The 23,881-nt window shown below is 67.7% G+C and carries 21 protein-coding genes and 2 pseudogenes; 14 read left to right on the top strand and 9 right to left on the bottom strand.

The genetic code is table 11. From position 1 onward, the window contains the following. Positions 1-46: 46 nt before the first annotated feature. From VLK61_RS07945 to VLK61_RS07905, 9 genes and pseudogenes are all read left to right on the top strand, one after another. A complete protein-coding gene (locus tag VLK61_RS07945) occupies positions 47-523 on the top strand; it encodes a cupin domain-containing protein (RefSeq protein ID WP_325419926.1) in 477 nt (158 codons plus the stop codon). A gap of 49 nt (positions 524-572) precedes the next feature. Continuing rightward, positions 573-1,871, top strand: a complete 1,299-nt coding sequence (gene eno / locus VLK61_RS07940) for a phosphopyruvate hydratase (RefSeq protein WP_325419924.1) — start codon at positions 573-575, stop codon at positions 1,869-1,871. Positions 1,872-1,924: 53 nt separating this feature from the next. After that, positions 1,925-2,482 carry an NADPH-dependent FMN reductase gene (locus tag VLK61_RS07935; protein WP_325419922.1) on the top strand — a complete coding sequence of 186 codons (558 nt, stop codon included), beginning with the start codon at positions 1,925-1,927 and terminating at the stop codon, positions 2,480-2,482. A 38-nt stretch (positions 2,483-2,520) separates the two neighbouring features. Next, entirely contained in the window at positions 2,521-3,531 is a 1,011-nt protein-coding gene (locus VLK61_RS07930) for a VOC family protein (RefSeq protein ID WP_325419920.1), read from the top strand. Between the two features lie 56 nt (positions 3,532-3,587). Further along, entirely contained in the window at positions 3,588-4,115 is a 528-nt protein-coding gene (locus VLK61_RS07925) for a carboxymuconolactone decarboxylase family protein (RefSeq protein ID WP_325419918.1), read from the top strand. A gap of 36 nt (positions 4,116-4,151) precedes the next feature. Further along, on the top strand, positions 4,152-5,372 hold the full coding sequence (locus VLK61_RS07920) for an amino acid ABC transporter substrate-binding protein (RefSeq protein WP_325419916.1): 1,221 nt from the start codon (positions 4,152-4,154) through the stop codon (positions 5,370-5,372). 44 nt (positions 5,373-5,416) lie between these two features. Continuing rightward, the gene (locus VLK61_RS07915; RefSeq protein WP_325419914.1) at positions 5,417-6,526 is read left to right on the top strand and encodes an alcohol dehydrogenase catalytic domain-containing protein; all 1,110 of its coding nucleotides are present in this window, start codon (positions 5,417-5,419) and stop codon (positions 6,524-6,526) included. After that, a pseudogene (locus tag VLK61_RS07910) lies at positions 6,523-6,690 on the top strand (electron transfer flavoprotein subunit beta/FixA family protein); the annotation flags it as partial. The gene VLK61_RS07915 and the pseudogene VLK61_RS07910, both read left to right, overlap by 4 nt. 12 nt (positions 6,691-6,702) lie before the next feature. Beyond that, positions 6,703-6,810, top strand: a pseudogene (locus VLK61_RS07905) (electron transfer flavoprotein subunit alpha/FixB family protein); the annotation flags it as partial. 2 nt (positions 6,811-6,812) lie between these two features. Here VLK61_RS07905 and VLK61_RS07900 read toward each other — a convergent pair. From VLK61_RS07900 to VLK61_RS07885, 4 genes are all read right to left on the bottom strand, one after another. Then, complete coding sequence (locus tag VLK61_RS07900) at positions 6,813-7,979, bottom strand: ABC transporter substrate-binding protein (protein WP_325419912.1); 1,167 nt, start codon at positions 7,977-7,979, stop codon at positions 6,813-6,815. 2 nt (positions 7,980-7,981) lie between these two features. Next, entirely contained in the window at positions 7,982-8,791 is an 810-nt protein-coding gene (locus VLK61_RS07895; protein WP_325419910.1) for a c-type cytochrome, read from the bottom strand. 156 nt (positions 8,792-8,947) lie between these two features. Further along, the gene (locus VLK61_RS07890; protein WP_325419908.1) at positions 8,948-9,073 is read right to left on the bottom strand and encodes a hypothetical protein; all 126 of its coding nucleotides are present in this window, start codon (positions 9,071-9,073) and stop codon (positions 8,948-8,950) included. 5 nt (positions 9,074-9,078) lie between these two features. After that, on the bottom strand, positions 9,079-10,089 hold the full coding sequence (locus VLK61_RS07885; RefSeq protein WP_325419906.1) for a porin: 1,011 nt from the start codon (positions 10,087-10,089) through the stop codon (positions 9,079-9,081). A gap of 244 nt (positions 10,090-10,333) precedes the next feature. Between VLK61_RS07885 and VLK61_RS07880 the strand changes: the two genes are divergently transcribed. The 3 genes from VLK61_RS07880 to VLK61_RS07870 all read left to right on the top strand — a co-directional run bounded on the left by VLK61_RS07880 (position 10,334) and on the right by VLK61_RS07870 (position 13,491). Then, entirely contained in the window at positions 10,334-11,392 is a 1,059-nt protein-coding gene (locus VLK61_RS07880; RefSeq protein ID WP_325419904.1) for a LacI family DNA-binding transcriptional regulator, read from the top strand. A 79-nt stretch (positions 11,393-11,471) separates the two neighbouring features. Then, positions 11,472-12,440 (top strand): C-terminal binding protein, encoded by a 969-nt coding sequence (locus VLK61_RS07875; protein ID WP_325419902.1) that lies wholly within the window; start codon positions 11,472-11,474, stop codon positions 12,438-12,440. 31 nt (positions 12,441-12,471) lie between these two features. Then, complete coding sequence (locus VLK61_RS07870) at positions 12,472-13,491, top strand: phosphotransferase family protein (RefSeq protein ID WP_325419900.1); 1,020 nt, start codon at positions 12,472-12,474, stop codon at positions 13,489-13,491. A 20-nt stretch (positions 13,492-13,511) separates the two neighbouring features. On the opposite strand, the gene VLK61_RS07865 is transcribed toward VLK61_RS07870, so the two are convergent. Genes VLK61_RS07865 through VLK61_RS07845 form a run of 5 tightly spaced genes read right to left on the bottom strand, consistent with a single transcriptional unit; the run spans position 13,512 to position 20,382 of the window. After that, on the bottom strand, positions 13,512-14,018 hold the full coding sequence (locus VLK61_RS07865) for a response regulator (protein ID WP_325419898.1): 507 nt from the start codon (positions 14,016-14,018) through the stop codon (positions 13,512-13,514). Beyond that, positions 14,015-15,346 carry an HD domain-containing phosphohydrolase gene (locus VLK61_RS07860; protein WP_325419897.1) on the bottom strand — a complete coding sequence of 444 codons (1,332 nt, stop codon included), beginning with the start codon at positions 15,344-15,346 and terminating at the stop codon, positions 14,015-14,017. Before VLK61_RS07860 ends, VLK61_RS07865 begins: the two co-directional genes overlap by 4 nt. Beyond that, positions 15,343-16,314: an ATP-binding protein gene (locus VLK61_RS07855; RefSeq protein WP_325419895.1), complete on the bottom strand. Its 972-nt coding sequence runs from the start codon at positions 16,312-16,314 to the stop codon at positions 15,343-15,345. Before VLK61_RS07855 ends, VLK61_RS07860 begins: the two co-directional genes overlap by 4 nt. A 37-nt stretch (positions 16,315-16,351) precedes the next feature. Continuing rightward, positions 16,352-17,470, bottom strand: coding sequence for an HDOD domain-containing protein (locus VLK61_RS07850; protein ID WP_325419893.1), 1,119 nt, complete (start codon positions 17,468-17,470; stop codon positions 16,352-16,354). Then, entirely contained in the window at positions 17,467-20,382 is a 2,916-nt protein-coding gene (locus tag VLK61_RS07845; RefSeq protein ID WP_325419891.1) for an EAL domain-containing protein, read from the bottom strand. Before VLK61_RS07845 ends, VLK61_RS07850 begins: the two co-directional genes overlap by 4 nt. Before the next feature lie 158 nt (positions 20,383-20,540). Here VLK61_RS07845 and VLK61_RS07840 point away from each other — a divergent pair, with 158 nt between their 5' ends. Both VLK61_RS07840 and VLK61_RS07835 read left to right on the top strand, forming a co-directional pair. After that, entirely contained in the window at positions 20,541-22,625 is a 2,085-nt protein-coding gene (locus VLK61_RS07840; RefSeq protein ID WP_325419889.1) for a sensor domain-containing diguanylate cyclase, read from the top strand. Between the two features lie 34 nt (positions 22,626-22,659). Then, positions 22,660-23,799, top strand: a complete 1,140-nt coding sequence (locus VLK61_RS07835; RefSeq protein ID WP_325419887.1) for a hypothetical protein — start codon at positions 22,660-22,662, stop codon at positions 23,797-23,799. Positions 23,800-23,881 lie beyond the last annotated feature (82 nt).

Below are 23,881 nucleotides of genomic sequence, written 5' to 3'. Positions count from 1 at the left end.
CCGGCTCGTGACCGGTCGAGCCGACGACGGGTCCAGCCTCGTGCTCATGCAGTCGGCCCCGCCGCGCACGCACGCCTTTGGGCACATTCCCGGCATGGTGTCGCGGCTGGTCTGGGCCACCGGGACGCAGCCCGCACTGCCCTTCGATGGCGTCGACCCCACGCCCGACATCATGGGCTTCGTGCCCGAGCCGGGCGAGACACGCTTCCTTGTGGTGACGTTTCCACCCGACGCCGTGTTCGCCGCGCCCGGGTTCGACCCTGCCGCTGCGGCACAAGAGAACCTGGCGACCAGCCCGGGCCTGGCCGAGCGCTTCGAGCCCGACGGCATGCACACGACACCGACCGTGGACTACGCCATCGTGCTGGACGGCGAGATCTGGCTGGAGCTGGATGAAGGCCGGTCCGCGCTACTGCGCCAGCACGATGTGGTGGTGCAGAACGGCACGCGGCATGCCTGGCGCAACAAGAGTGATCGCGCCGCCACGATGGCCTTCGTGCTCATCGGCGCCCGGTCCGTATGACACAAGCCGACGACAAGCCAAACCGTATCGACACGAGCATGGACATTCAATGAGTGACACCCGAATCAAACAAATCCGCGGCCGCCGCGTCTGGGATTCCCGCGGCCGCCCGACCGTGGAGGCGGAAGTGGAGCTGCGCAATGGCCTGAAGGCACGCGCCATCGCCCCGGCCGGGGCCTCGACAGGCACCGGCGAAGCGCTGGACCTGCGCGACGGCGGCCCCCGCTTTGGCGGCATGGATGTCAGCCAGGCCTGCGCAGCCGTCAATGGCCTGATCTCGGACCATCTGGCAGGACAGGACATCGGCGACCAGGCGCAACTGGACCAACGCCTCGTCGCGCTGGATGGCACTGGCAACCGCAGCCGCCTGGGCAGCAATGCGATGGTGGCCACCTCGATGGCGCTGCTGCAGGCCGCCGCCGCTGCGGCCGAGCAACCGCTGTGGCGCCACCTGGCCGGAGCCCGGCAGGTGCGCCTGCCGCTGCCGGAGATCCAGATCTTCGGCGGCGGCGCGCATGCGGCGCGGCGTGTCGATGTGCAGGACTTCATGATCATGTGTCCCGCCGCGCGGTCCTTCAGCGAAGCGCTGGAGTGGACCGCCGAGGTCTACCGGGCAGCCGGTGCATTGCTCAAGAAGTCCGGCAGCCTGCAGGGCGTGGCCGACGAGGGCGGCTACTGGCCCGTCTTCGGGTCCAACGAGCAGGCCCTCGACACCTTGATGCAGGCCATCCTCGATGCTGGCCTGCGCGCGGGTGAACAGGTCGGCATCTCGCTCGACATCGCGGCCTCGGAGTTCGGACGCAAGGGCCGCTACGAGTTGGCGCTGGAGGGCCGAACGCTCGACTCGGACGGCATGATCGACATGCTGGGCGGATGGCTCGCCAACTACCCGATCCTGTCGATCGAGGACCCGCTGGCCGAGGACGACCCGGAAGGATTCCGCTGCTTCACCGCGGCCCATGGCGCGCGATGCCAAGTCATCGGCGACGACTTCCTGGTGACGAATGCCGCGCGCGTGCTGGCGGCAGCGGAGCAGCGCAGCGCCAATGCCGTGCTGATCAAACCCAACCAGGCCGGAACCTTGACCGAGGCGCTCGCGGCGCTGCAAGCCGGCAAGAAGTCGGGCTTCGGCACCATCGTGTCCGCCCGCTCCGGCGAGACCGAGGACGTGACGATTGCGCACTTGAGCGTCGGCTGGGATGCCGGCCAACTCAAGGTCGGCTCCTTCTCGCGTTCCGAGCGCATGGCCAAGTGGAACGAAGTGCTGCGCATCGAAGAGTCCCTGGGGGCCGAGGCCCGATTCTGGGGCTGGGACGCGTTGCCGATCCAGCGCACGGCTAACTCATGAACTAAGCGGCTTAGCGACACCGCCGCACGACATCCGTTGAAAGGAATGACAAGATGCGCCAACTCAAGCTCGCGGGCCTGTCGGGAAGCCTGCGCAGGAACTCCCACAACACGGCGATTCTTCGAACGCTGCAAGAGCGCCTGGCGAACGACATCGCGCTCTCGCTGCTGCCGCTGGACGGCTTGCCGCTGTACAACGGCGATCTCGAAGGGCCGGAACTGCCGGCGGCGGTGGCCGAATTCAGGGCCGCGCTTGAGGCCGCGGACGGGCTCGTCGTCTGCTCGCCCGAGTACAACGCCGGCACCTCCGGCGTGTTGAAGAACGCGCTGGACTGGGCCTCGCGACCGGCGAATGCGTCGCCGCTGAAGGGCAAGCATGTTCTGCTCATGAGCAGTTCACCCGGCTTCATGGGCGGCGTGCGGGCGCAGGCGCAACTGCGTGAAGGCTTCGCCAGCACGCTGTCGCGGGTGCTGGTGCACCCGTCGGTGGTCGTTGCGGGCGTGCACCAGAAGATCCAGGAAGGGCGCTTCGTCGACGAATCGAACATCCAGTTCGCACTGGATGCGATCGCCGCGCTCGCTTCCGAGATTCAGCGCGACCCCGCGCGCTGACCCTCGATCATTTCCCCTCGTCGCCACTGGAGCCGCCCATGCTGCCCGCCGTCAATCTCCGTCCCCCGTTCAACATCACCCGCACCAGCCATGTGGTCCTGCATGTCGCAGACCTGAACAAGAGCCGCGATTTCTACGTCAAGATCGTCGGCCTCGTCGTCAGCGAGGAGACGGCGAGCGAGTGTTATCTGCGCGGCCTCTCCGAAGCCTGCCACCACAGCCTGGTGCTGATCCAGGCGCGCGGCGAAGCCACCTGCAAGCGCATCGGTTTCCGCGTCTTTTTCGAGGAAGACCTGGATCTGGCCTACCAGTTCTTCAAGGACCGCGGCCTGCCCGCCGAATGGGCCGATGTGCCGCACCAGGGCCGCACGCTGCACGTGTGCGACCCGATCGGCACCCGGATCGAACTCTGTGCGCAGATGAAGACCTGCGAGCGCATGTACCTGAAGCGCGAGCTGTTCACCGGCGCTCACGCGCAGCGGCTGGATCACTTCCAGATCTTCGCGCCGGACTGCTACGCGTTGTGCGACTTCTACAGCCAGCTGGGTTTTCGCAACTCCGAATACCTGGAACATGGCGACAAGCTGCTGGGCGCCTTCATGTACCGCAAAGGCACCTGCCTGGATCTGGCCATCGTCGAAAACGTGGGCCCGAAGCTGCATCACTTCGCGTACACCATCCCCGAGTCGCACCACATCTTCACGGCCTGCGACCTGGCCGGCAACTACGGCTATTCGGCCTCGGTGGAGCGCGGGCCGGGTCGGCACGGGCCCGGCGGCATGCTGTTCGTGTACCTGCGTGATCCGGACGGTCACCGCGTCGAACTCTTCGGCAGCCATTACCAGACCATCGACATCGAGATCGAGCCGGTGCGCTGGGACGCGGCATCACTCAGCACCAACGTGCGCTGGGGCTTGCCGGCGTCGGAGCGCTGGTATGTCGAAGCCACCCCCTTCGAAGCCACCGCCACGATCAAGCCGGAGAAGATGCCGAACCCCGAAACGCTGGAGACCTACATCCAGAAGCAGATCGCCGCGAAGGCCGGCTGAGACACACCCAGGACACCCAGTCCTCACAGGACTCACAGGACTCACAGGACACCCCCATGGCACGCATCAAATACCTGCGCCGCGCCGACAGCGCCAACCCGGCGATATTCGATCGCCTGGAGCGCGAGCGCAAAGTCCCCACGGCCAACATCTTCCTGGCGCTGACGCAGACGCCGGATTTGCTGGACGGCTTTCTCACCTATGCCAACGCGCTGCGCAACTCGCCCTTGAGCCCGCGCCTGCGCGAGCTGGCGATCCTGACCGTCGGACACTTGACGAAGTCGGTGTACGAGGTAGCCCACCACCAGTCGCACGGCTTGAAGGCCGGGCTCACGCAGGCGCAACTCGACGCTGTTCCGGACTTCGAGACCTCGACTTTGTACAGCGCGCAGGAGAAGGCGGTCATGGCGCTGGCCAAGGAGTCGACGCTCCATGTGTCGGTTAGCGACGCAAGCTGGCGAACGGTGGCGGCGTTTCTCAGCGAGCCGGAAATGATCGCGCTGGTGCTCGTCGTCGCTTGGTACAACTCGGGCGTGCGCATCATGGCCGGTCTCGACATCGAGCTTGAAGAAGACCATCGCTGAGCGCCTGGCGAACCCCACAACACATTGGAGACAACCATGACTGAATCGGTACTGCACAAGCATCGTCGCGGCTTCGTGCTCGGCGCGGGTGGGCTGATGCTGGCGGCGGGCTGGCCCGCCTTCGCGCAGCCGGCAGCCGGCGCGCCCCTCCGCGTCGGCGGCACGCTGCCGCTGACCGGGCCGCTCGCTTCGGTCGGCATGATCCACAAGATCGCCGGCGACGTGTTCGTCGACGCCATCAACAAGCGCGGCGGCCTGCTGGGGCGCAAGCTGGAGTGGGTGCTGCTCGACGACCAGTCGCAACCCGCGAACGCGCGCACGCTCTACGAGCGGCTGATCACCGCCGAGAAGGTGGATCTGCTGATGGGCCCCTATGGCACCAGCGCGATCATCGCGGCCATGGGCGTGGCCCAGCGCTTCAACAAGCTGTTCATCCAGAGCAGCCTGGGCGACCCCAGCCTGGCGCCCTACGAGATGCAGTTCCCGGCCCTGCCGCTGGGGCCGGATCCCCGCATGGCCGACACCGAGATCGTGCTCGCCGCCTATGCCAGCCTGCCCAGCCCGCCCAAGACGATCGCCTTCATCACCAGCAAGTTTCCCTCCGCGCTCGACCTGGCCAAGGGCGGGCAGGAGGTGGCCGGCAAGCAGGGGTTGAAGACGGTGCTGTCGCTCGAGTACGAATTCGGCACACGCGAGTTCGGCGGCATCGCGGCGCGCATCAAGGATGCGAACCCTGATCTGCTGTGGTCCGGCGCCATCGGCATGGAGGCGGTGCAATTGCTCGACGCGATGAAGCGCCTGGACTACCTGCCCAAGCGCCACTTCTACCTCTTCCCGGCGCCGGGTCCGACGGCGGCTCATCCGAATGCGAACGGCCTCACCAGCCTGACCTGGTTCGAAGACCACGAGCCCTTCAGGCACAACACCGGGGCCGCGGAGTTCATCGAGGCCTACACCCAGCGCGCCACGGCCGCCGGGCTGTCCTACACGCGTGCCGACTACCAGGCGGCGGCGGAATTCGCCGCTTGGCAGATGCTCGAGGCCGCGGCCATCGGCGCCGGGCGCATCGACGACAAGGCCATGGGCGCCTGGCTCAAGGCGAACCTGGTCAAGACCGTGTTGGGCAGCCGCAGCTTCGAAGGCAAGTTCAACAGCGGTCTCGCCGACACCAAGCTGAAGCAGGTTCAGGACGGCAAGTGGGTGACGGTCTGGCCCACCAAGTTCCGGCCTCGGTCAGGCGCGTTCATCGCCCCGTAACGGCACACCAGAGCGGCCATCCAGACATCAATGAAGGATCTTTCATGAGCAAGACAATGACCTCGGCGCGGCTGCATGCACTGGGCACGCCGATGACACTCGACACCATTCCAGTGCCCAAGCCGCGGCCCAACGACGTGCTGGTGCGCGTCAAGGCCTGCGGCATCGTGCCCAACATGGCCAACGTCATCAACAACTGGCCGACCTGGTTCCCGCATCAGCCGCTGCCCAAGTTTCCGGCGATCTTCGGCCTGGACCCGGCCGGTGTCGTCGAAGAGGTGGGCGAGGCGGTCATCAATGCCAAGCCGGGCGATCGGGTCTACGTCAGCCCGCTGCGGTCCTGCGGCTCGTGCCAGGCCTGCCGGGCCGGGCGCCGCAGCCACTGCCGCTACTTCACGCTGAATGGCTACTTCAGCACCAGCACCGACGGGCAACGCATCTTCGACCTCTATCCCTATGGCGGCTTCAGCGAGTACATGACCGCGCCCGAGTACGCGCTGGTCAATATTCCGGACAATTTGAGCTTCGAGCGCGCCGGGCGCTTCGGCTATCTCGGCACCTCGTATGGCGCGCTGAAGAACGCCGGCGCAGGCCCCGGCCAGGTGGCCTTGATCGATGGCATCACCGGCACGCTGGGTGTCGCCGCCACCGTGCTGGGCCTGGCCATGGGTTTGTCGCGCATCCTCGGCACCGGCCGGGATCTCGATCTGCTCCAGCGCGTCAAGGCACTGGCGCCCGACCGCGTGGAGGTCATGCCCCTGGGCGCGCGTTCGACGGGCGAATGGGCCAAGGCCATGACCGGCGGCGAGGGTGTCGACTTCACGATCAGTGCACTCGGCGCCCGGGCGCCGGTGGCGACGATGCTCGACTCGATGAAGGGCGTGCGCCGCGGTGGCCGGGTGGTCAACGTCGGCGGCGTGGCCGACGATCTGCCGATCGATGTCAAGTGGCTGATGGACGAGCAGATCCAGCTCATCGGCTCCAACTGGTTCACCGCCGCCCAGGGGCAGGAGATGGCCGACATGGTGCGTACCGGCACCGTCGACTTGAGCTACCTGGAGAACTGCGTCTTTCCGCTGGACCGGGTCAACGAGGCCATCTCGGGCCTGAAGGATCGCAACGGCGGCTTCTCGAACTACGTCGTGTGTCCATGAAAGTTCTGGTCGTTGTGAAGCGCGTGGTGGACCACAACGTCAAGGTGCGCGTGAAGAGCGACGGCACCGGCTTGAACATCGCCTACGTCAAGATGAGCATGAACCCCTTCGACGAGATTGCCGTCGAAGAGGCCATGCGGCTGAAGGAGCGTGGCGCGACGACAGCCGGGTGATCGGTCGCGATCAACCAGGACCCCGAGGCACCGATCTTCAGGGTCGCCGACTACGGGCTCGAGGCTGATCGTTTCGCCGCCGTGCCCGAACTGGTCGCGCTGCTGAGCTGAACTCAGCGAACGAACGCGCCGTTCCTGCCGATCATCGACAGCTCACCGAAGTTGAGCGCACCTCGCGCCTGGTTCTGGAAGCTGATCGTCATGCCACCCAGGTCATGCCCGTTCATGGCTTGCAGGGCCTGCTGAATGCCGGCGGGGCTCTTCAGTGAGGCGGGCGCTTTGCGCAAGGCCTCCACAAGGGCCTTCGCCGCGATATAGCCCTCGAAACTCGAATAGCTGAGTTGGGTGCTGGCACCAATGGCCGCCATTGATGCGCGAAATTCCGTTGCCAGGCGAATTGCGGCTCGTGGAGAGGGCACGACCTGCATGACGACCACGCCTTTGGCCGCATCGCCCAAGTCCTTGTGCAGCTGATTGCCGTTCAAGAACGAGGTGCAGTAGAACTGCGAAGTCGTGCCCGTGGCTTGGTAGGCCTTGATGAAGCGGCCGGCGGCCAGGTTGGATGCCGACATGATGATGCTTTGCGGACTGAGGGCGGCAAGCTGCCTGGCCTTGATCTCGGCATCGCTGCCATCCTGGGCCAGCACAAGCTCGCCGATCAAGTCGCTGCCACGTGCCTGCAGATCCCTTCTTGCGGCGTCTATCGGCAGCTTGGCCCCCGGGTTGTCAATACGAACGGCGGCCATTCGCGTCTGGCCGATCAACACCGTGTGCTTGACGATACGCGCAGCTTCCTCGGCGAAGCTGATGCGCATCGGGAAGACACTGGAGCCCACCGCGTAGACCTGCTCTGCCCCGGTATAGGGGCCGAGAACCGGTATCTTGAGTTCGTTCGCGACCTTCATGGCGCCGATGGCCGGGAAGGTGCCAATCGGCATCAATATCGCGATGGCACCTTGCTGAGCGAGCTTGCGCACATTCGCTTCAGCCTTCTCTGGAGAATTTTCATCGTCCAGCTGGCTCAGCACGATCTGGCGGCCGCCAATGCCGCCGGCCCGGTTCACCGTGGCCAGCATGGCTTTGATGCCGAGCACCGGCTCTGCAGAAAAGGCGGCGACCGGGCCACTGCCGATGAAGGTCTGCCCCAGCACGATGGGTTCAGCGCCCTGCGCCAGGCAGGTGCTGCAGACGCTTGCGGCAATCACGGAGAGGCGAAGTGTCAGCCTTCTGGTTGAAGTACAGGCATTGCACTGCCAATCCGAATCGTGCGACTTGTGCATTGCTATTTCCTTGGCAACTGGCGCAGGTAGGCAATCAAGGCATCCAGGTCACCGTTGCTCATTCGCGCGTAGGAGTTCGTCGCCATCGGTGGCTTCAGGAGGCTGCCGTCCGGCCGGACACCGGTGGTGATGATCTTGCGCAACTCCATGTCGCTGAAGCGCGCCAGGTTCGACGGCGTGAGGTTGGAGGAGACGCTGCTGCCCCACGGTCCGTCGAACCTGATGCCGCCGGTGCCCAGGTTGTTCTCGACGTCCGGCGCCCCGTTGGGGCCGGGCGCCGAATGGCATTCGATGCAGTGGCCCAATGGCCCCGCCAGATAGTGGCCTTGCGCAATCTTGTTGCCCGGCGCTACATCGGCGACATGGCCAACTGGGGGGCCATAGTTCAATGGCAAGGGAATCTTGTATTCCGACTTCGGCACCTTGTTCGCGACCGCCGGCAACGATCGAAGATAGGCTGCGATGGCGACTGCATCGCGGTCAGATATGCCGCGGTAGCGTGCAATCGGCATCGGTGGTCCGATGATGGTGCCGTCCGGGCGTTTGCCTTCACGAATGGCGGTGATCACTTGTGCGGTGGTCCAGCGGCCGATGCCGGTCTGCGGGTCTGGCGTGATGTTGGGGGCGTATGCCTTGAATGCCGGTTCGGCAAACTCCGCTCCCCCCGCAAACGCCTTGCCCTTCAGCGGACCGTTCAGCCCACGAGGCGTATGACAGTTGCCGCAGGCCGAGATGGACTGCACCAGATAGCGCCCACGTTCGATCTGTCCTTGGGCGTGGCTGCGCGTGGCACTTGCGGCAAGCAGCAGCATGGCTATCAGTCCGAACTGTGTACGCCAATCAGTTCGCTTGGCTGGGGTGCTTGCTGTACTTCGCCTGGGCTTGCGTGCCTGCGGCGCCGGTAGGCCGGCCCTTGCTGTCATCACGCAGAAGACGGGAGCTTTGTGGTGCATGGGATGGCCTGTGTCTCAGAAGTGATACTCGGCCACCAGCAGAGCGGTGTTCTGTTTGGCGCTGGGCAGGGCTCTTTGATTGCCACCAAACATGTCGATGATGTCTCCGTGTGTGGCGCGGGTGATTCGGGCGAACGCCATCGAATTCAGAAGGCGTGCCGGATGCCGAACTCGTAGCCCTTCGAGCTCTTGCCCGCCGCTGCCGCCGGCGGGCTGCCGACCACAAAGGCAGCGTTGCCCTCGTTTTTGAGTTGGGAATACGCGCTGTACAGCGCGGTTCGCTTGGACAGGTTGTGCACGTAGCCGATGGCGACTTGATGCGCATCGTTGTTGTCGGTGCCGGCACCTGAGGCATTCGCGCGCTGGTAGCTGGCTTTCAGCTCGGCCACACCGAAGACCGGCACGATCACACCCAGCTCCCAGTTGGCCTGCTGCTTGGCCGCGTATTTCGAGACGTTGACCAATGCCATGGCCGTGGCGACGCCGAAGTTGTAGGACACGCCGGCGTTCATCACCTTGAAGTCGTCCGACGTGGCGGTGCGCGTGGCGGCGTAGGCGACGGCCATGTTCAGTGCGCCTTGCTGATAGCCGAGCCGGCCGCCCTTGTAGGCATTGCCCGGCACGCTTTCGCCGGCCGCCACCTCGAATTGGCCATAGAGGCCGCCCAGGCCGGAGGGCAGGTAGTAGCTGATGGCGTTGTCGGCGCGAAGCAGCGTGGCCGCACCACTGCCGAGGTTGGTGGCCAGATTGAATCCCGAGCCGACGCCGCAGGTGCCGAAGGGGTCGAAGATGGACAGGTTCCAGAACGACGCGTCCAGGTCTCGCCCGATGCGTAGCTCGCCGAAGGCGCCGAACAAGCTCACGGTCGAGCGGCGATGCCAGAACTTGCCGGAAGCGTTGATGCTGCCGGTGTCCGGATTGATGGCGCTCTCCAGCCACGCGCCGGCCCTGAGCCCGCCGCCCAGGTCTTCTTCCGTTCTGAAGCCAAGCCGCGAGTTGTTCAGCCCGTCGGTGGCGAGTTGCCGCACCGTGTTGTTGCCGGTGCTGACCGACTTGGCACTGACGTCCAGGACGCCGAAGATCGTGACCGTGGACTGTGCTTGTGCACTGGCCGCGGTCGTCACGAGGGCCACTGCGGCCCAGGCTTTGCTGTTCATGAAGGTCTCCAAGGGGTGGTGGGAAAGAAGTTCTCTTGTGCGTCGCGGCCAGCGCGACGGCGAGAACCTGGCGTGCATCGATGCAGTGCTATCGTTAGCACAACTTTATCGACCCAGTCCTTGGATGTCAGTACAGGCTTACCCTCGAACTGTCTCGCGAAGCAGTGAGTGCGTTCGTGCGGCTGCGCTTGGTGTTCACATGAAAGTCGTGCTATCGTTAGACTCAATCTCGTGAAAGCTGAGCATGGTGACGATCAAGGACATTGCCGCGCGACTGAACGTCTCCGCCTCCACGGTGGGGCGAGCGCTGGCCGACGATCCACGCATCAGCAGCGGCATGAAGCAGAAGGTGCAGGAAGTGGCCGACGAGATCGGCTACGTCGCGAACCGCGCCGCGCGCATGATGCGCGGCGTCTCCAGCAACCTGGTCGGGCTCATCGTGCCGGACATTCGCAACGGCTTCTACTCGACCATCGCCCACGCGCTGTCGAAGTGCCTGGAGCAGGACGGATTCCAGCTGACGCTGTCGGAGACCGATGATGACCGCGCCGTGGAGCTTCGCCATGTGCGCGAACTGGTCAGCGCCAACGTGGTCGGGATGATCCTGGTGCCCAGCGCCAAGCCGCTGCCGGAAACCGTGCGCCTGCTGAAGACGATGCCGCACATCCAGTTGCTGCGCCAGCATGCTGCCTTGGGCGAGCAGTGGTTCGGCATCGATGATCACAAGGCACTGGCCCTGGCGGTCGGGCACCTGCTGGCAGCGGGTCATCGCCGCATCGCCTACGTCGGCCCGTCGACCGATCTGCCCACCGGTGCGGCGCGACTGCAGGGCTACCGCGATGCCCTGGCGCCCACCAACGCATGGGACGCCGAGCTCGAGGTCTGCGGTTCACCGTCGGCCACCGACTTTGGGCGTGAGGCGCTGCGTCGCCTGCTGGCGCTGGAGAAGCCGCCCACCGGGCTGGTGCTCGGCGCCGTGCAGCACACCTACAGCGTGCTCGATGAATGCCTGTCACGCGGCATGCGCGTGCCCGAAGAACTCTCGGTCGTCGGATTCGGCGACGAGCCGGGCTTTCGGTGGTGGGGTTCGGGACTCACGACGATCGGCCTGCCGGTGTCCGAACTGGCCACCGCGTGTGGTCTGTGGTTCCTGCATCAACTGCGGCAGCGGCCGCCCGTCATGCCCGACTACCGGTCCATGTCGACACCCACGCTGGTGATTCGCGGCAGTACACGAACGTTGGTGCCCATGCCGGCCACCAGCGCACAGAAGCCAGCGCGCGCCAAGTCCCGAAGCGCCTGACGCCGAACCACGCAGCGCGGCGCCCCCAAGATCCTTTGCATCGGCGAAGGCCTTCCCTCCCTGCATTCAGATGTCCACCATGTCCGATACCGTTCTGCTCACTGACTACGCCTGGCCTGACGACTCGATCGAGAGAGCCGTCATTGAAGCAGCCGGCCTGCGGCTCGTCACCGGACCTGCCGCGCCGTCATCGGCCCCCGACATCGCGGTGCTGGTCGCCACGCACCAGCCTGCCGGCATCATGACTTGTTGGGCCGAGGTCTCCTCGGAGGCCATCGCGGCGAGCCAGTGGCTCAGGATCGTGGCCAGGCTCGGTGTCGGGCTGGACAATATTGCGGTGCAGGCCGCGACCGAGCGAGGCGTGTGGGTCACCAATGTCCCGGACTATTGCGTCGAAGAAGTCTCCGATCACGCGGTCGGCTTCGCACTCGCGTGGACCCGCGGCCTGGTCCATTTCGACCGTGAAGTGCGCCAGGGCCGGTGGCAACCGGCCAGCGCCAGGTTGCGGCGGCTGGCCGCGCTGCGTTGCGGCATCGTCGGCTTCGGCCGCATCGGCCGCGCGACGGCGCGCAAGCTGGCCGCTTTCGGTTGCCGCCTGCTGGCGCACGATCCCCAGCTCAGCGGTGAAGCGGCGGGCGTGGCGTGCGTCGACCTGGCGACGCTGATGTCGCAGAGTGACATCGTCATCGTGCACGCACCGCTGATGCCCAGCACGCAGCACCTGATCAATCGCGAGCGCCTGGCGCTGATGCCCCAGGGTGGCTTGCTGATCAACGTCAGCCGGGGTGGCGTGGTCGATACCGATGCGGTGATCGAGGCGCTGCAGCGCGGGCAGCTCTCGGCGGCGGGACTGGATGTGCTGGAGTCGGAGCCGGGCGTGCCCTCGGCCTTGCTGGCGCAGCCGGGTGCGCTGTTGACGCCGCACGTGGCGTTTTCTTCCGACGCCTCGCTCGCCGAACTGCGCCGTCGGGCGGCCGAGGAAGTCGTGCGCGTGCTGCAGGGCCAGGCGCCCCAGGAAGCCCGTAACGTGCCCGTGACGCGGCCGTGAGAACACCTGCCGACGCGATTGAAAGAGAGACATGACGACCGTATCGAGCAGCCCGGACCCCGCACTGGACAAGTTCCTCGTCGAGAAGAGGCTGCTGCCGCCAGGGCAAAAGGCCGTCTGGCAGCCCTTGTCCGGCGGTGTGTCGTCCGACATCTGGCGCGTCGACTTTTCGGGGCACTCGCTCTGCGTCAAGCGCGCATTGGCCCAATTGAAGGTGGCGGCCGAGTGGAAGGCGCCGCTGTCGCGCAATGCGTATGAATGGGCCTGGCTGAAGTTCGCCGCGCGGCACTGTCCGGCCAACGTGCCCGAGCCGCTGGCCCACGACGACGAGGTCGGCCTGTTTGCGATGTCGTTCCTGGACCCGCAACGCCATCCGGTCTGGAAGCAGCAGATCCTGGACGGCGTTGTGGTGCCCGTCACTGCACAGGCCGTCGGCGAGGTGCTGGGTCGCCTGCACGCCGCCAGTGCCGGAAGACCGGAAGTCGTCTCGGCATTCGAGACCATCGATAACTTCTATGCGCTGCGGCTGGAGCCCTACCTCGTGGCCGCGGCAAACCGCCACGCCGAAGTCGGGCCGGCGTTGATCAAGCTGGTCGCACGCACGGCCGGAACCCAGCGGGCACTGGTGCATGGCGACGTCAGTCCGAAGAACATCCTGGTCGGACCGTCCGGCCCGGTTTTCCTCGATGCGGAGTGCGCCTGGTACGGCGATCCTGCCTTCGACCTGGCCTTCTGCCTCAATCACCTGCTGCTCAAGTGCCTCGTGCAGCCGGCGCGGCGGGAATTGCTCCTCACGTCCTTCCGATCGATGCGCTCAGGCTATCTGTCGCAGGTTGACTGGGAGTCGAAGTCGTCGCTGGAGCTGCGCGCCGCGCAGTTGCTGCCCGCCTTGCTGCTGGCCCGCGTCGACGGCAAGTCGCCGGTCGAATACCTGACGGACGAAACGCATCGCGCCCTGGTGCGCGCCGTCGCCATTCCGTTGCTCAAGGCGCCGCCCGCGAGCCTTGAAGAGGTGCTGGCGGCATGGGCTCACGCGCTCGCGATGGCGTAGCGAGCGATCCTGAAGCCTTGTCAGCCGGGGTTCAGCGGCGGCATCAGCACCTCGCCCTGCGGTCCCCACTCGACGTGCGTGAGCCCCGGTTCCAGCGCCTCCAGGCGCAGGCGTTCCTGCTCGTGCGGATCCTGCACGGCCGGCCGCCGCCGCGCAGCTTCGGCGATAGCGGCCTCCATGTGCGCGGCCAACTCGGTGTCGAGCCAGGGCTTGGTCAGGTAGCGGAACAGACCGGCGTCGTTGATCGCGCGTTGCGCGGTCTCGAAATCCGCCGAAGCCGTCAGCAGCAGGCGCACGGTGTCCGGCCGCAGCGAGGACACCAGCGTCAGCAGCGACAGGCCGTCGATCTGCGGCATGCGCAGGTCGGACATCACGATGTCGAAGGCTTCGTCGCGCACGCGCGCCAGCGCTTCGTGCGGGTCGGTCTGCGTCTCCACCTGCAATGCCGCACCGAAGCGCTGGCGCAATGCGCGGCGCAGGGCGGCCAGCACCGGGGCTTCGTCGTCGATGATCAGGATGCGGGTCATGCGGCGCCTCGTGGACGGATGTGCAGTTCGAGCTTGCTGCCTTCGCGCAGCTGGAATTCGCGGATGCGCCGGATCAGCGCCGGCGTCAGGCGGTGGCCGGCCGTCAGCATCAGCACGCCGCGGCCGGAGATCAGGTCGGAGCCGAGCACCATGTCCGGCTCCAGCGCGTCGCAGCCCAGCATCAGCTTCTGCTCGGCCACTGGACGCTGCGGTTCCGAGATATGCAGGAAGACGTCCAGCACCTCGGGGTCGAACTGCAGGCCGCGTGCCTGGCGCATCAGCGTGCGTGCCTCGGCCGGTGTCACCGGGGCGCCGGCGACGAAGCCGTTCTGCAAGTCGTCGTAGGCATCGGCGACGGCCAGGATGCGCGCGCCCAGCGGGATGTCGGTGCCGGAGTGCTTGTCGGGAAAGCCCTGGCCATCCCAGCGCTCGTGGTGCGAACGGATGATGGACATCACCGGCTGCATGTCGTCCAGCGCCATCAGCGATTGTTCGCCGCGCGTGGCATGTTCGCGGTACAGCGCCATCTCTTCGTCGGTGTAGCGCACCACCGGCTTGGCCAGCACCTTGTCGGCCATGCCCATCAGGCCGACGTCGTGCAGCAGCCCGGCGATGAAGATCTGGCGCTGCTCTTCGTCCGGCAGCTCCATCTTGCGGGCGATGTCGCGTGCGGTTTCGGCAACGCGCCGGCCGTGCCCGGCCAAGGTGCCGTCGCGCAGCTCCAGCAGGTTCGAGAAGACCTTGATCGACTTCAGGTAGTTGCGCTGGATCTTGACGTTGGCGTCCTTCAGCTCCTGCGTGCGCGCGGACACGCGCTGCTCCAGTTCGTCGTTCAGCGTTTGCAGCTGCAGGTTCTGCTGCTGCGTCAGCGCTTCCAGGCGCGCGCGCTCACGTTCGAGCTTCTGCAGCTGCAGGCCCTGGCGCACCGCGCCGAGCAGCTCGGGCTCGTCCCAGGGCTTGGTGATGTAGCGGAAGATGCGGCCGCGGTTGATCGCCGCGACGGTCGAGCCGATGTCGGCATGGCCGGTGAGCAGGATGCGCACCACCTGCGCCCAGCGTTGATGAACTTGCTCGAGCAGCTGCGCGCCGTCCATGCCGGGCATGCGCATGTCGGAGATGACCAGATCGAAGGGCATCTGCTCCATCATCGCCAGCGCTTGCGGGCCGCTGGTGGCGGTCATCACGCACAGGCCCTCGGAGCGCAGCACGCGCTTGAGCGAGGACAGGATGTTGGGTTCGTCGTCCACGCACAGCACCGTGGCCAGCGACGGCCCGCCGGCCGCCGCGGCCGTGCCGTCGACGGGGACTTCGCTGACCACGGCGTTCATGATGGCGCCACCTCCGCGCGGCGCACCGGCAGGCTGACCCGGAAGCGCGTGCCGCGCCCGACTTCACTGTCGACATCCAGCTGGCCGCCGTGTTTCTTGACGATGCCGTAGGACAGCGACAGGCCCAGGCCGGTGCCCTTGCCAACCGGCTTGGTGGTGAAGAAGGGATCGAAGACGCGCGAGAGGTTTTCCTTGGGGATGCCGCAGCCGTCGTCCTCGATGTCGACCCAGACCTGGCTGCCGTCGGCGGACAGGCCGGAGCGGATGGTGATCGTGCCGCGTTCCTTGCTCACCGCATGGGCGGCGTTGACCAGCAGGTTCATGAACACCTGGTTCAGCTCCGAAGGCAGGCACTCCACTTCCGGCAGCACGCCGTAGGCCTTGACCACTTCGGCCTTGTACTTGATCTCGTTGTTGACGATGTTCAGCGTCGAGTCGATGCCCTTGTGCAGATCGGTCCACTCCCATTCCTGGCGCGCATCGACATGCGAGAAGTCCTTCAGGTCCTGGACGATCTTGCGCACGCGCTTGATGCCTTCGCAGGATTCGGCCATCAGCGTCGGCACGTCCTCTTTCAGGTAGTCGAGTTCGATCTCCTGGCGCAGCTCCGCCAGGCGGCGCGCGGCCGGCGTGCCGGACAGCAGCGGCTCGGCTTCCTCGTAGGCGCTCAGCATGCGGAAGAGGTCGGCCAGGTAGCGCTCCAGCGTGCCGAAGTTGGAGAACACATAGCCCACCGGGTTGTTGATCTCGTGCGCCACGCCGGCGGCGAGCTGGCCGATCGAGGCCAGCTTCTCCGACTGCATCAGCTGGTCCTGCGCCAGCTGCAGCTTGCGGTTCAGTTCGGTCAGCGCCTCGTTGGTGCGGATCAGCTCCTGCACCTCGCGCACGGACAGGGGGCCGGGCACCTCCGCGCCGGTGCCTGGCGCGGGCGGCGCGACAGCTTGACCCTGGACGAGTTCGTCGATCATCTTGAATGCTCCTTGGGGCCGTCGGGGCGGGTCGGGCTCACAGCCCGAGCGCTTCACTCAGCGCGGCGACGCCTTCTTCGGTTTCGCGAAATATCGGCAGCAGTTGCGCCGGCTTGATGCCCAGGCGGCCCCAGGAGGCCAGGTCGATCTCCGGCACCGATTCAAAGGCCGAGCCGGAGAGGTCCAGCGCATGGGCGATGGCATCCGCGGCGTGGACCACGTCGGCCAGATCCGGCGGCGCCGGGCGCGTGGGGCGTGGCCCGCCCGCCGGCGTGGGCAGCGGCGGCTTGTGGTGGTAGCGGACGGCAGCTGCCACCGCCGGCGGCAGCCGCCATTGCGTGATGACCAGCGCGCCCAGCTCGGCATGGCCCAGATCGCTCAGGCGTTCCTCCACGCAATGCACCGGCTGGTCGTCGGCATGCGCACTGCGCAGCAGCGAACCGAACTGCTCCGGAAAGTAAGCGGCCAGTGCCAGGCGGCCGATGTCGTGCAGCAAACCGGCCGTGAAGGCGGTTTCTTCGTCCAGCCGCAGCATGCGGGCCAGCGATCGCGCGGCGATCGCCGTGCCGGCGGCATGGCGCCAGAACTCGGCGAAGTCGAAGCCCTCGCAGCGTTCGGCGTGGATCTGCTCGCAGACGACGGCCGCCGTCACGGTCGAGCACAGCGTGCGCCGGCCCAGCATGGTGACGGCGTCGCGCACGCTGCCCACGCGGCCGGCCAGGCCGTAAAAGGCGGAGTTGGCCAGGCGCAGCGTGCGCGCGGCCAGGGCCTGGTCCTGGCCGATGCGGTGGGCGCATTGTTCGGGCGAGCTGTTGTCGTCGCGCAGCGCGGCCAGGGCCTCCATCGCCGCCCGCGGCAAGGCAGGCAAGGCCTGGATGCGTTGCAGCAGCTGCGCCGGCTCGATGCGCGGGCTCGGCGTGTCAGGCGCGTGCGGGTCGCCGCGGCCGAGCTTCGGCTCGGGCCGGCCCGCCCTGCCGGACGCCGGATCCGTGAGCCGGTACTGCAGCACCAGCGGCTGCAGCGGATGCACCAGCCCGGCCCGGGTGAGGGCACGGAACAGATGCCCGACCCGGTCCCCGGCGGCCTCCGACGCTGGGGCCGCGGACGCGGCGCGAGGGACCGCGGCGGCGCGGTCGATGGTGGTATTCAGGTTCATGCGGCCTCCCTGGCCTGTTCGGGCATCAGCACCAGCACATGGCCGCGCGCCTGCCCTTCAACGGAAATGTCACGCGCGACGACGTGCAGGCGGCGCTTGTCGTGCACCACGCTGAGGTCGAGGGCCGCCAGGCGGCCCGAGGCGTCGAAAAGTTCGGGCCACAACACCGTGGCGGCCGGGCAGCCCAGCCAGCTGTCCACGTCGGGCAGCAGGCTGGCCGCCTCGCCGTTGGCGAACACCAGCGCGCCGTCGGGGTCGATGCCCAGCACCGCGGCCGGCAGGCCGTCCAGCAGCTGGCGCATGCTGCCGGCGCTGGCTTCCAGCAGCGCGGTCTGGTCCTGGCGCTGGGCCAGCAGGTGTTCCAGCCGGGCGTTGACCGTGGCCAGGTCGGCGTTGGCCGCTTCGACCTGGCGCGACAGGCGCCGGTTCTCGTCACCGAGGTCTTTCTGCCGGAAGGCCTCGGCGACATGGCCGCGCAGGCGCTCGTCGTCCCAGGGCTTGGTCAGGAACTTGTAGATCGCGCCTTCGTTGACGGCATCGATGATGGATTGCAGCTCGGTGTAGCCCGAGAGCACCATGCGCACCGTGTCGGGATAGAGCTCCTTGGCGCGGCGCAGGAATTCCACGCCGGTCATGCCTGGCATGCGCTGGTCCGAGACGATCACGTCCACCTCGTGTTCGGCCAGGCGCTGCAGGCCTTCGGCCGCGCTGGTGGCGGTGATGATGTGGTAGCCGTCGCGCCGCAGCAGGCGTTTGAGCGAGTTGAGGATGTTCTCCTCGTCGTCCACCAGCAGCAGCGTGCGGGTGCGCCGGGCGCGCGAGATGAAGCGCTCGGGCACCATGCGCTGCTCGCGCACCAGGCGTTCCAGCTCGTCGGCTGAGACCGGGGGGCTGAACCAGTAGCCCTGGAATCGGTCGCAGCCGTTGGCCACCAGCAGGCTGAGCTGGCCCTCGGTCTCGACGCCCTCGGCCAGCACCTGCATCTGCAGGCCGTGCGCCATGCTGATGATGGCCCGCGTGACCGAGACATCCTTGGACGAGCCGGTCACGTCATGCACGAACGAGCGGTCGACCTTGACCACGTCGATCGGCAGGCTGGACAGCGTGCTGAGGCTGGAGAAGCCGGTGCCGAAGTCGTCCAGCGAGATCTCCACGCCCAGCGACTTGATGTCGCGCAGCACCGCGGCCGCATGCACGACATCGGCCATCAAGGTGCCCTCGGTCACCTCCAGCCCGAGGCAGGACGGGTCGGCGCCGCTGGCCACCAGCACCGATTGCACATGCCGCGCCAGGTCGGGCCGCTGCAGCTCCATCGGCGACAGGTTGACGCCGATGCGCACCGGCGGCATGCCGGCCCTGCGCCAGGCGGCGATCTGGCGGCAGGCCGCGTGCAGCACCCATTCGCTGATCGCGCCGATCAGGCCACAGCGCTCGGCCACCGGCACGAACTCGGCCGGCGACACGCTGCCCAGTTCGTGCGAGCGCCAGCGCAGCAAGGCTTCGGCACCGCTGATGCGGCCGGTCGACAAGTCCACCTGCGGCTGGTAGTGCAGCAGCAGTTCGCCGCGCCCGATGGCATGCGTCAGCGCCGATTCGAGCGCCATGTCGCGGAGTGCGCGGCTGTTCGATTCGGGCTTGAAGAAGGCCACCGCGTTGCCGCTGCCGACGCCGGCGCGGGCCGTCTGCGCGGCTTCCAGCAGGCGGTCGGCGCTCTCGGCATCGGCCGGGAACAGCGCTGCGCCGATCAGGCATTGCGGGTAGACATCGGTGGCGCCCAGGCGCACCGGCAGCTGCATGGCCTGCAGCAGGTCGGCGGCGCGGCGGGCGACGTCCTGCACCGGCTGCTCCGGCTGGTACTCGAGCAGCAGCGCGAACTCGGTCTCGCCCAGGTGGGCCACGCTTTCGTGTTCAGTGCTGGCCGCGCGCAGCCGGGCGGCCAGCGCCATGGCCAGCGTGTCGCCGGCGCCGAAGCCCATGCTGGTCTTGATCTCGGCGATGCGGCGAATGTCGATCGCCAGCAGCGCTACGTTGCGGCCATCCCAGCGCGCGGCATGCAGCGCGGCGTCGATCTGGTCGAGGAAGGCGGCGCGGTTGGGCAGGCCCGTGACCTCGTCGTGGTTGGCCAGTTCCTGGATGCGCAGTTCCGCCTCGCGCTGGGCGGTGATGTCCTGCAGCAGCGCAATGCCGCGGGCAGCGTTGACGCCGTTGGCTTCCAGCAGCCCGCGGTGCAGCACCTGCAGCTTGCGCCCGTCGCTGCACAGCAGGCGATGCTCGAACTCGAAGGGTTCGCCCAGCGTGGCGCTGCGCCAGAAGCCGGCGACGTAGGCCCGCTCGTCGGCGGGAATCCAGTCCAGCGCGTCGATGTGGACCTGGCGCGGCGCCTCCGGTGGCAGCCCGGCCAGCGCGCAGAGCCCTTCGGACAGCGCGATCGAGCCGGTGGGCAACTGGATTTCGAACGAGCCGGAGCGGCACAGCGCTTCGGTGCGGGCCAGCATGCCGGCGTGCCACTCGGCGCTGCGGCGCGCCTCTTGCAGCTCGGTCACGTCGAGCAGGGTCACCAGCACCGCCGGCGCGCCTTCATGGTCGATCCTGCTGGCGTAGACCTTGGCATCGAAGCTCGTGCCGTCGCGCCGCAGGCAGCGCATCAGCCCGGGGCGTCCCGGCTTGCCGGCCAGGCGCCGCTGCACCACGGTGTCGGTGTGGGCGTGGAACTCCGGGCAGCAGGTGGTGTGGTGATGCCGGCCGATCAGCTCGTGGCGCTTCCAGCCCACCAGTTCGCCGAAGGCCGGGTTGGCATAGCGGATGCGCTCGTCCTGAATCACGAAGACGCCCGTCTGCACCTGCTCGATCAGCGCCGATGAGCGGAGATCGGCGCCTTCGTCGAGCCGGAGGTTCGTGACGGACATGTCCATGGTGGGGCGGAAGTTGGAGGAAGCAGGGGAGGCCTGGTGAGGGCGGGCCCCTCGTTTTTCGGCGATAGGACCCGGCAATAAAGCCCAAATCGATAAATCTGCAAAGTCCATCACATAGTGCCATCGAAGTCGACCCCTGATCGGTCGATAAGCCGGATATGCCTCGTCCAACTGGCTCTGTTGCTACGCCGCCCGGCATGCTGCTGCGGGTGTTCCGGCCCGTGCGGCAGCTGCTGGCCGCCTCGTTGCCGTCGCTGAAGTGGCGGCTGACCGTGGGCGCGGTGCTGGCGCTGTCGCTGGCGATTGCCATCATCACCACCGCCTTGCTGCAGCGCGCCGAAACCGATCTGCTGGCCGCGCAGCGCGACAGTGAACTGAGCGAGGCCGCCCGCACCGCGGCGGTGATCGCGCGCCGGCTGGTCGAACTGCAGCGTGTGCTCGAGGCCACCGGCGCGCGCCTGGATGCCGCCACGCTGACTGACGAGCGCAAGCTGTCGGAGTTCCTGGAGACCCGGTCGGTGCTGCTGGCGCTGTTCTACAGCGTCGTCGTGGCGGCGCCGGACGGCGTGCCGCTGGCCCGGCTGGACATCAAGGGCGTGAACAAGCCGACGCAATCGGTCGGCGACCGGGCCTACTTCCGCCGCTCGGTGCTGGAAGGCCGCCCCATCGTCTCGGAGCCGGTCGCCAGCCGCTTCAGCGGCGAGCCCATCGTCGTGCTCACCTACCCGCTGAAGACCGCCGGCCGCGTCAGCGGCCTGATGCTGGGCACCTTGCCGCTGGCCAGCCGCGACCTGCTGGCCGACCTGGTCGAGTTGCACCGCGACGATTCCCAGGCGCTGTTCGTCGTCACCGATGTGCAGGGGCGCATCATGGCCCACCCGGACCGCAGCCGGCTGCTGCAGCACCTGGGCGACGAGCCCCGTTTCAAGCGCGCCTATGCGGCCTGGGTGGAAGACGGCCGCACGGTCGAGCCGACGGGGGTGACGCTGGCGCAGCCGGGCGACCTGATCACCGCGGCGGGCGTGCCCGGCCCCGATTGGGTGGTGTGGCGCGCGTTGCCGGAATCCGAACTGCTGGCGCCGCTGCAGGCTGCCCGCCGGCACGCCATGCTGTGGGCCGCGGGATTGCTGCCGGCGGTGTCGGTGCTGGCGTTGCTGCTGATCGGCCTGGCGCTGAAGCCCCTGGCGCTGCTGGAACGCCGGGCGCGGCGCCTGTTCGACGGCAGCCAGGCCGAGCACGATTGGCCGACGGCCCACGGCGAGATCGGCAGCCTGTCGGCCGTGCTGCAACAGGTCAGCATCGAACGCCAGCGCCTGGAAGCGGCGAACAGCCAGATACTGCGCCGCCTGCAATCGGTGATGGCCGCCGCGCCGATCGGCATCGCCTTCACCCGGGGCCAGAAGCTGGAGATCGTCAGCGAGGACATGTGCCGCATGTTCGGCAAGACCGAGGCCGAGTTGTTGAGCCAGCCGGCGAACGTGCTGCATGCGTCGCAAGAGGACTACCGGGCGCTCGGGCCCAAGGTGGTGCAGGCCTTCCGCTCCGGGCTGCCCTATGCCGGCGAGTGTGCGATGCGCCGCGCCGATGGCAGCGACTTCTGGGCCCAGCTGCGCGGGCGACCGGTCGACCCGGACGAACCCGGCACCGGCACGATCTGGAGCATCCTCGACATCAGCGGCGAGGTGGCGGCCCGCACCCGGCTGGAATGGTCGGCCAGCCACGACGCCTTGACCGGGCTGGCCAACCGCCAGGCCTTCGACGCCCGCATGGCGCAGCTGTTCCAGGCGCTGCCCCAGGCGCTGCCGGCTGCGCTGATCGCCATCGACCTGGACCACTTCAAGCCGATCAATGACCTCGCCGGCCACGCCGCCGGCGACGAGATGCTCAAGGCCGTCGCGGCGGTGATAACGTCAAAGGTGCGCGCCAACGACCTGGTGGTGCGCACCGGCGGCGACGAGTTCGTCGTGCTGCTCGAGCACTGCTCGGCCGAAGCCGCGCAACGCGCCGCCGGCCACATCCGCGACGGCATCCGCAACATCGCGCTGACATGGGAAGGCCGCCTGCTGTGCGTGGGCGCCAGTGTCGGGCTTGCGCCCTTGCAAGCCGGCCTGCACGATGCCGAGGCCTGGATACGGGCCGCTGACACGGCCTGTTATGCCGCCAAGGCCGCCACCCGCGGCAACGGGCATGACCTGCAGCGCATCCTGCACCTGGTCGGCGCCCCGGTGGCCACCGACCTTTGATCCGAACCCGTCGTCTGCGACAAAAGCCATTGTCATGAGAATCGTTCCGATGCCCGAGAGCCTGTTGCGCGCCGGCCAGCCCCTGCCCATTTCACTGCGCGACGGCCGGGGCGGCCTGGTCGTGGCACGCGGCACGCTACTGCCCGCCGGCGCGGATGTGAGGGCCTTGCTGCGCCGCGCCGCCTGGGCCGATGCGGACGAGATCGACAGCTGGCAGCGCAAGGGCAGGGTGGCCCACCCGGCGCGGCAGACCAGCGGCCCACGCGCCGGCGATGCGGACGCGGCACACTGGTCCGGCCTGCCGGCACGGGCCAACCGCGTGCTGCGCGAGCCCGCTGATGCCGGCTTCCTGGCGGCGCTGACGCAGTTGCACGATGAACTGCTCGATCGCCTGGACCACCAGCCCGACAAGGCGCTGATGGCGCTGATCCGCCTGGCCAGCGCTTCCACCGACCACTACAGCGCCACGCATGGCCTGCTGTGCGCCGCGGCGGCTGCGCTGGTGGCGCGGCAGCTGCCGGGGTGGAGCGCGGCCGATTGCCGGTCAGCCAGCCTGGCGGCCTTGTCGATGAATGTCTGGATGACCGCGCTGCAGGATGAGCTGGCCAAGCAGCGCGCGGTGCCGAGCGTGGCGCAGCGGGCGGTGCTCGAGCACCATGCCCACGGCTCGGCCAAGCTGCTGCGCGACGCCGGCGTCGACGATGCGCACTGGCTCGAAGCGGTGGAACATCACCACGATTCCGTCTCCGGCCCGCTGGCGCCCCGCAGCAAGGGCCGCCAGATGGCCCGCGTGCTGCAGCGCGTGGACTTGTTCACCGCGCGCCTGAGCCCGCGGCGCACCCGGCCGGCGATGTCGGCCGCCGCGGCCGCACAGGCGGCGTACCAGGGCGAAGACGGCCGGCCCGACGAGGCCGGCATGCTGCTGATCCGCGCGCTGGGCATCTACCCGCCGGGCTGCCTGGTGCGGCTGGCCACCGATGAACTGGGCGTGGTGCTGCGCCGCGGCGCCAAGGCCAACCTGCCCCAGGTGGCGGTGATCGCCGACAGCGCGGCGCGCCCCCATGCGCTGCAGACCTGCCGCAGCGTGACCGAGCCGATCAAGGCCGCACTGGCGCCGCATGAGCTGGCGCTGGATTTACCGCTGGGCGAGCTGCTCTCGCTGGCACAGCGCTGAAGTTCGCGCGGTTTCAGCCGAAAACCCGTCACACCGCCCGGGCCGGGAGCCCTGGCGCATGTTCTCCTTCCTAACAAACGTC

This window comes from Aquabacterium sp., from assembly GCF_035476535.1.
Lineage (GTDB): Bacteria > Pseudomonadota > Gammaproteobacteria > Burkholderiales > Burkholderiaceae_C > Pseudaquabacterium.
This window is presented reverse-complemented; position numbering and strand designations above follow the sequence as displayed.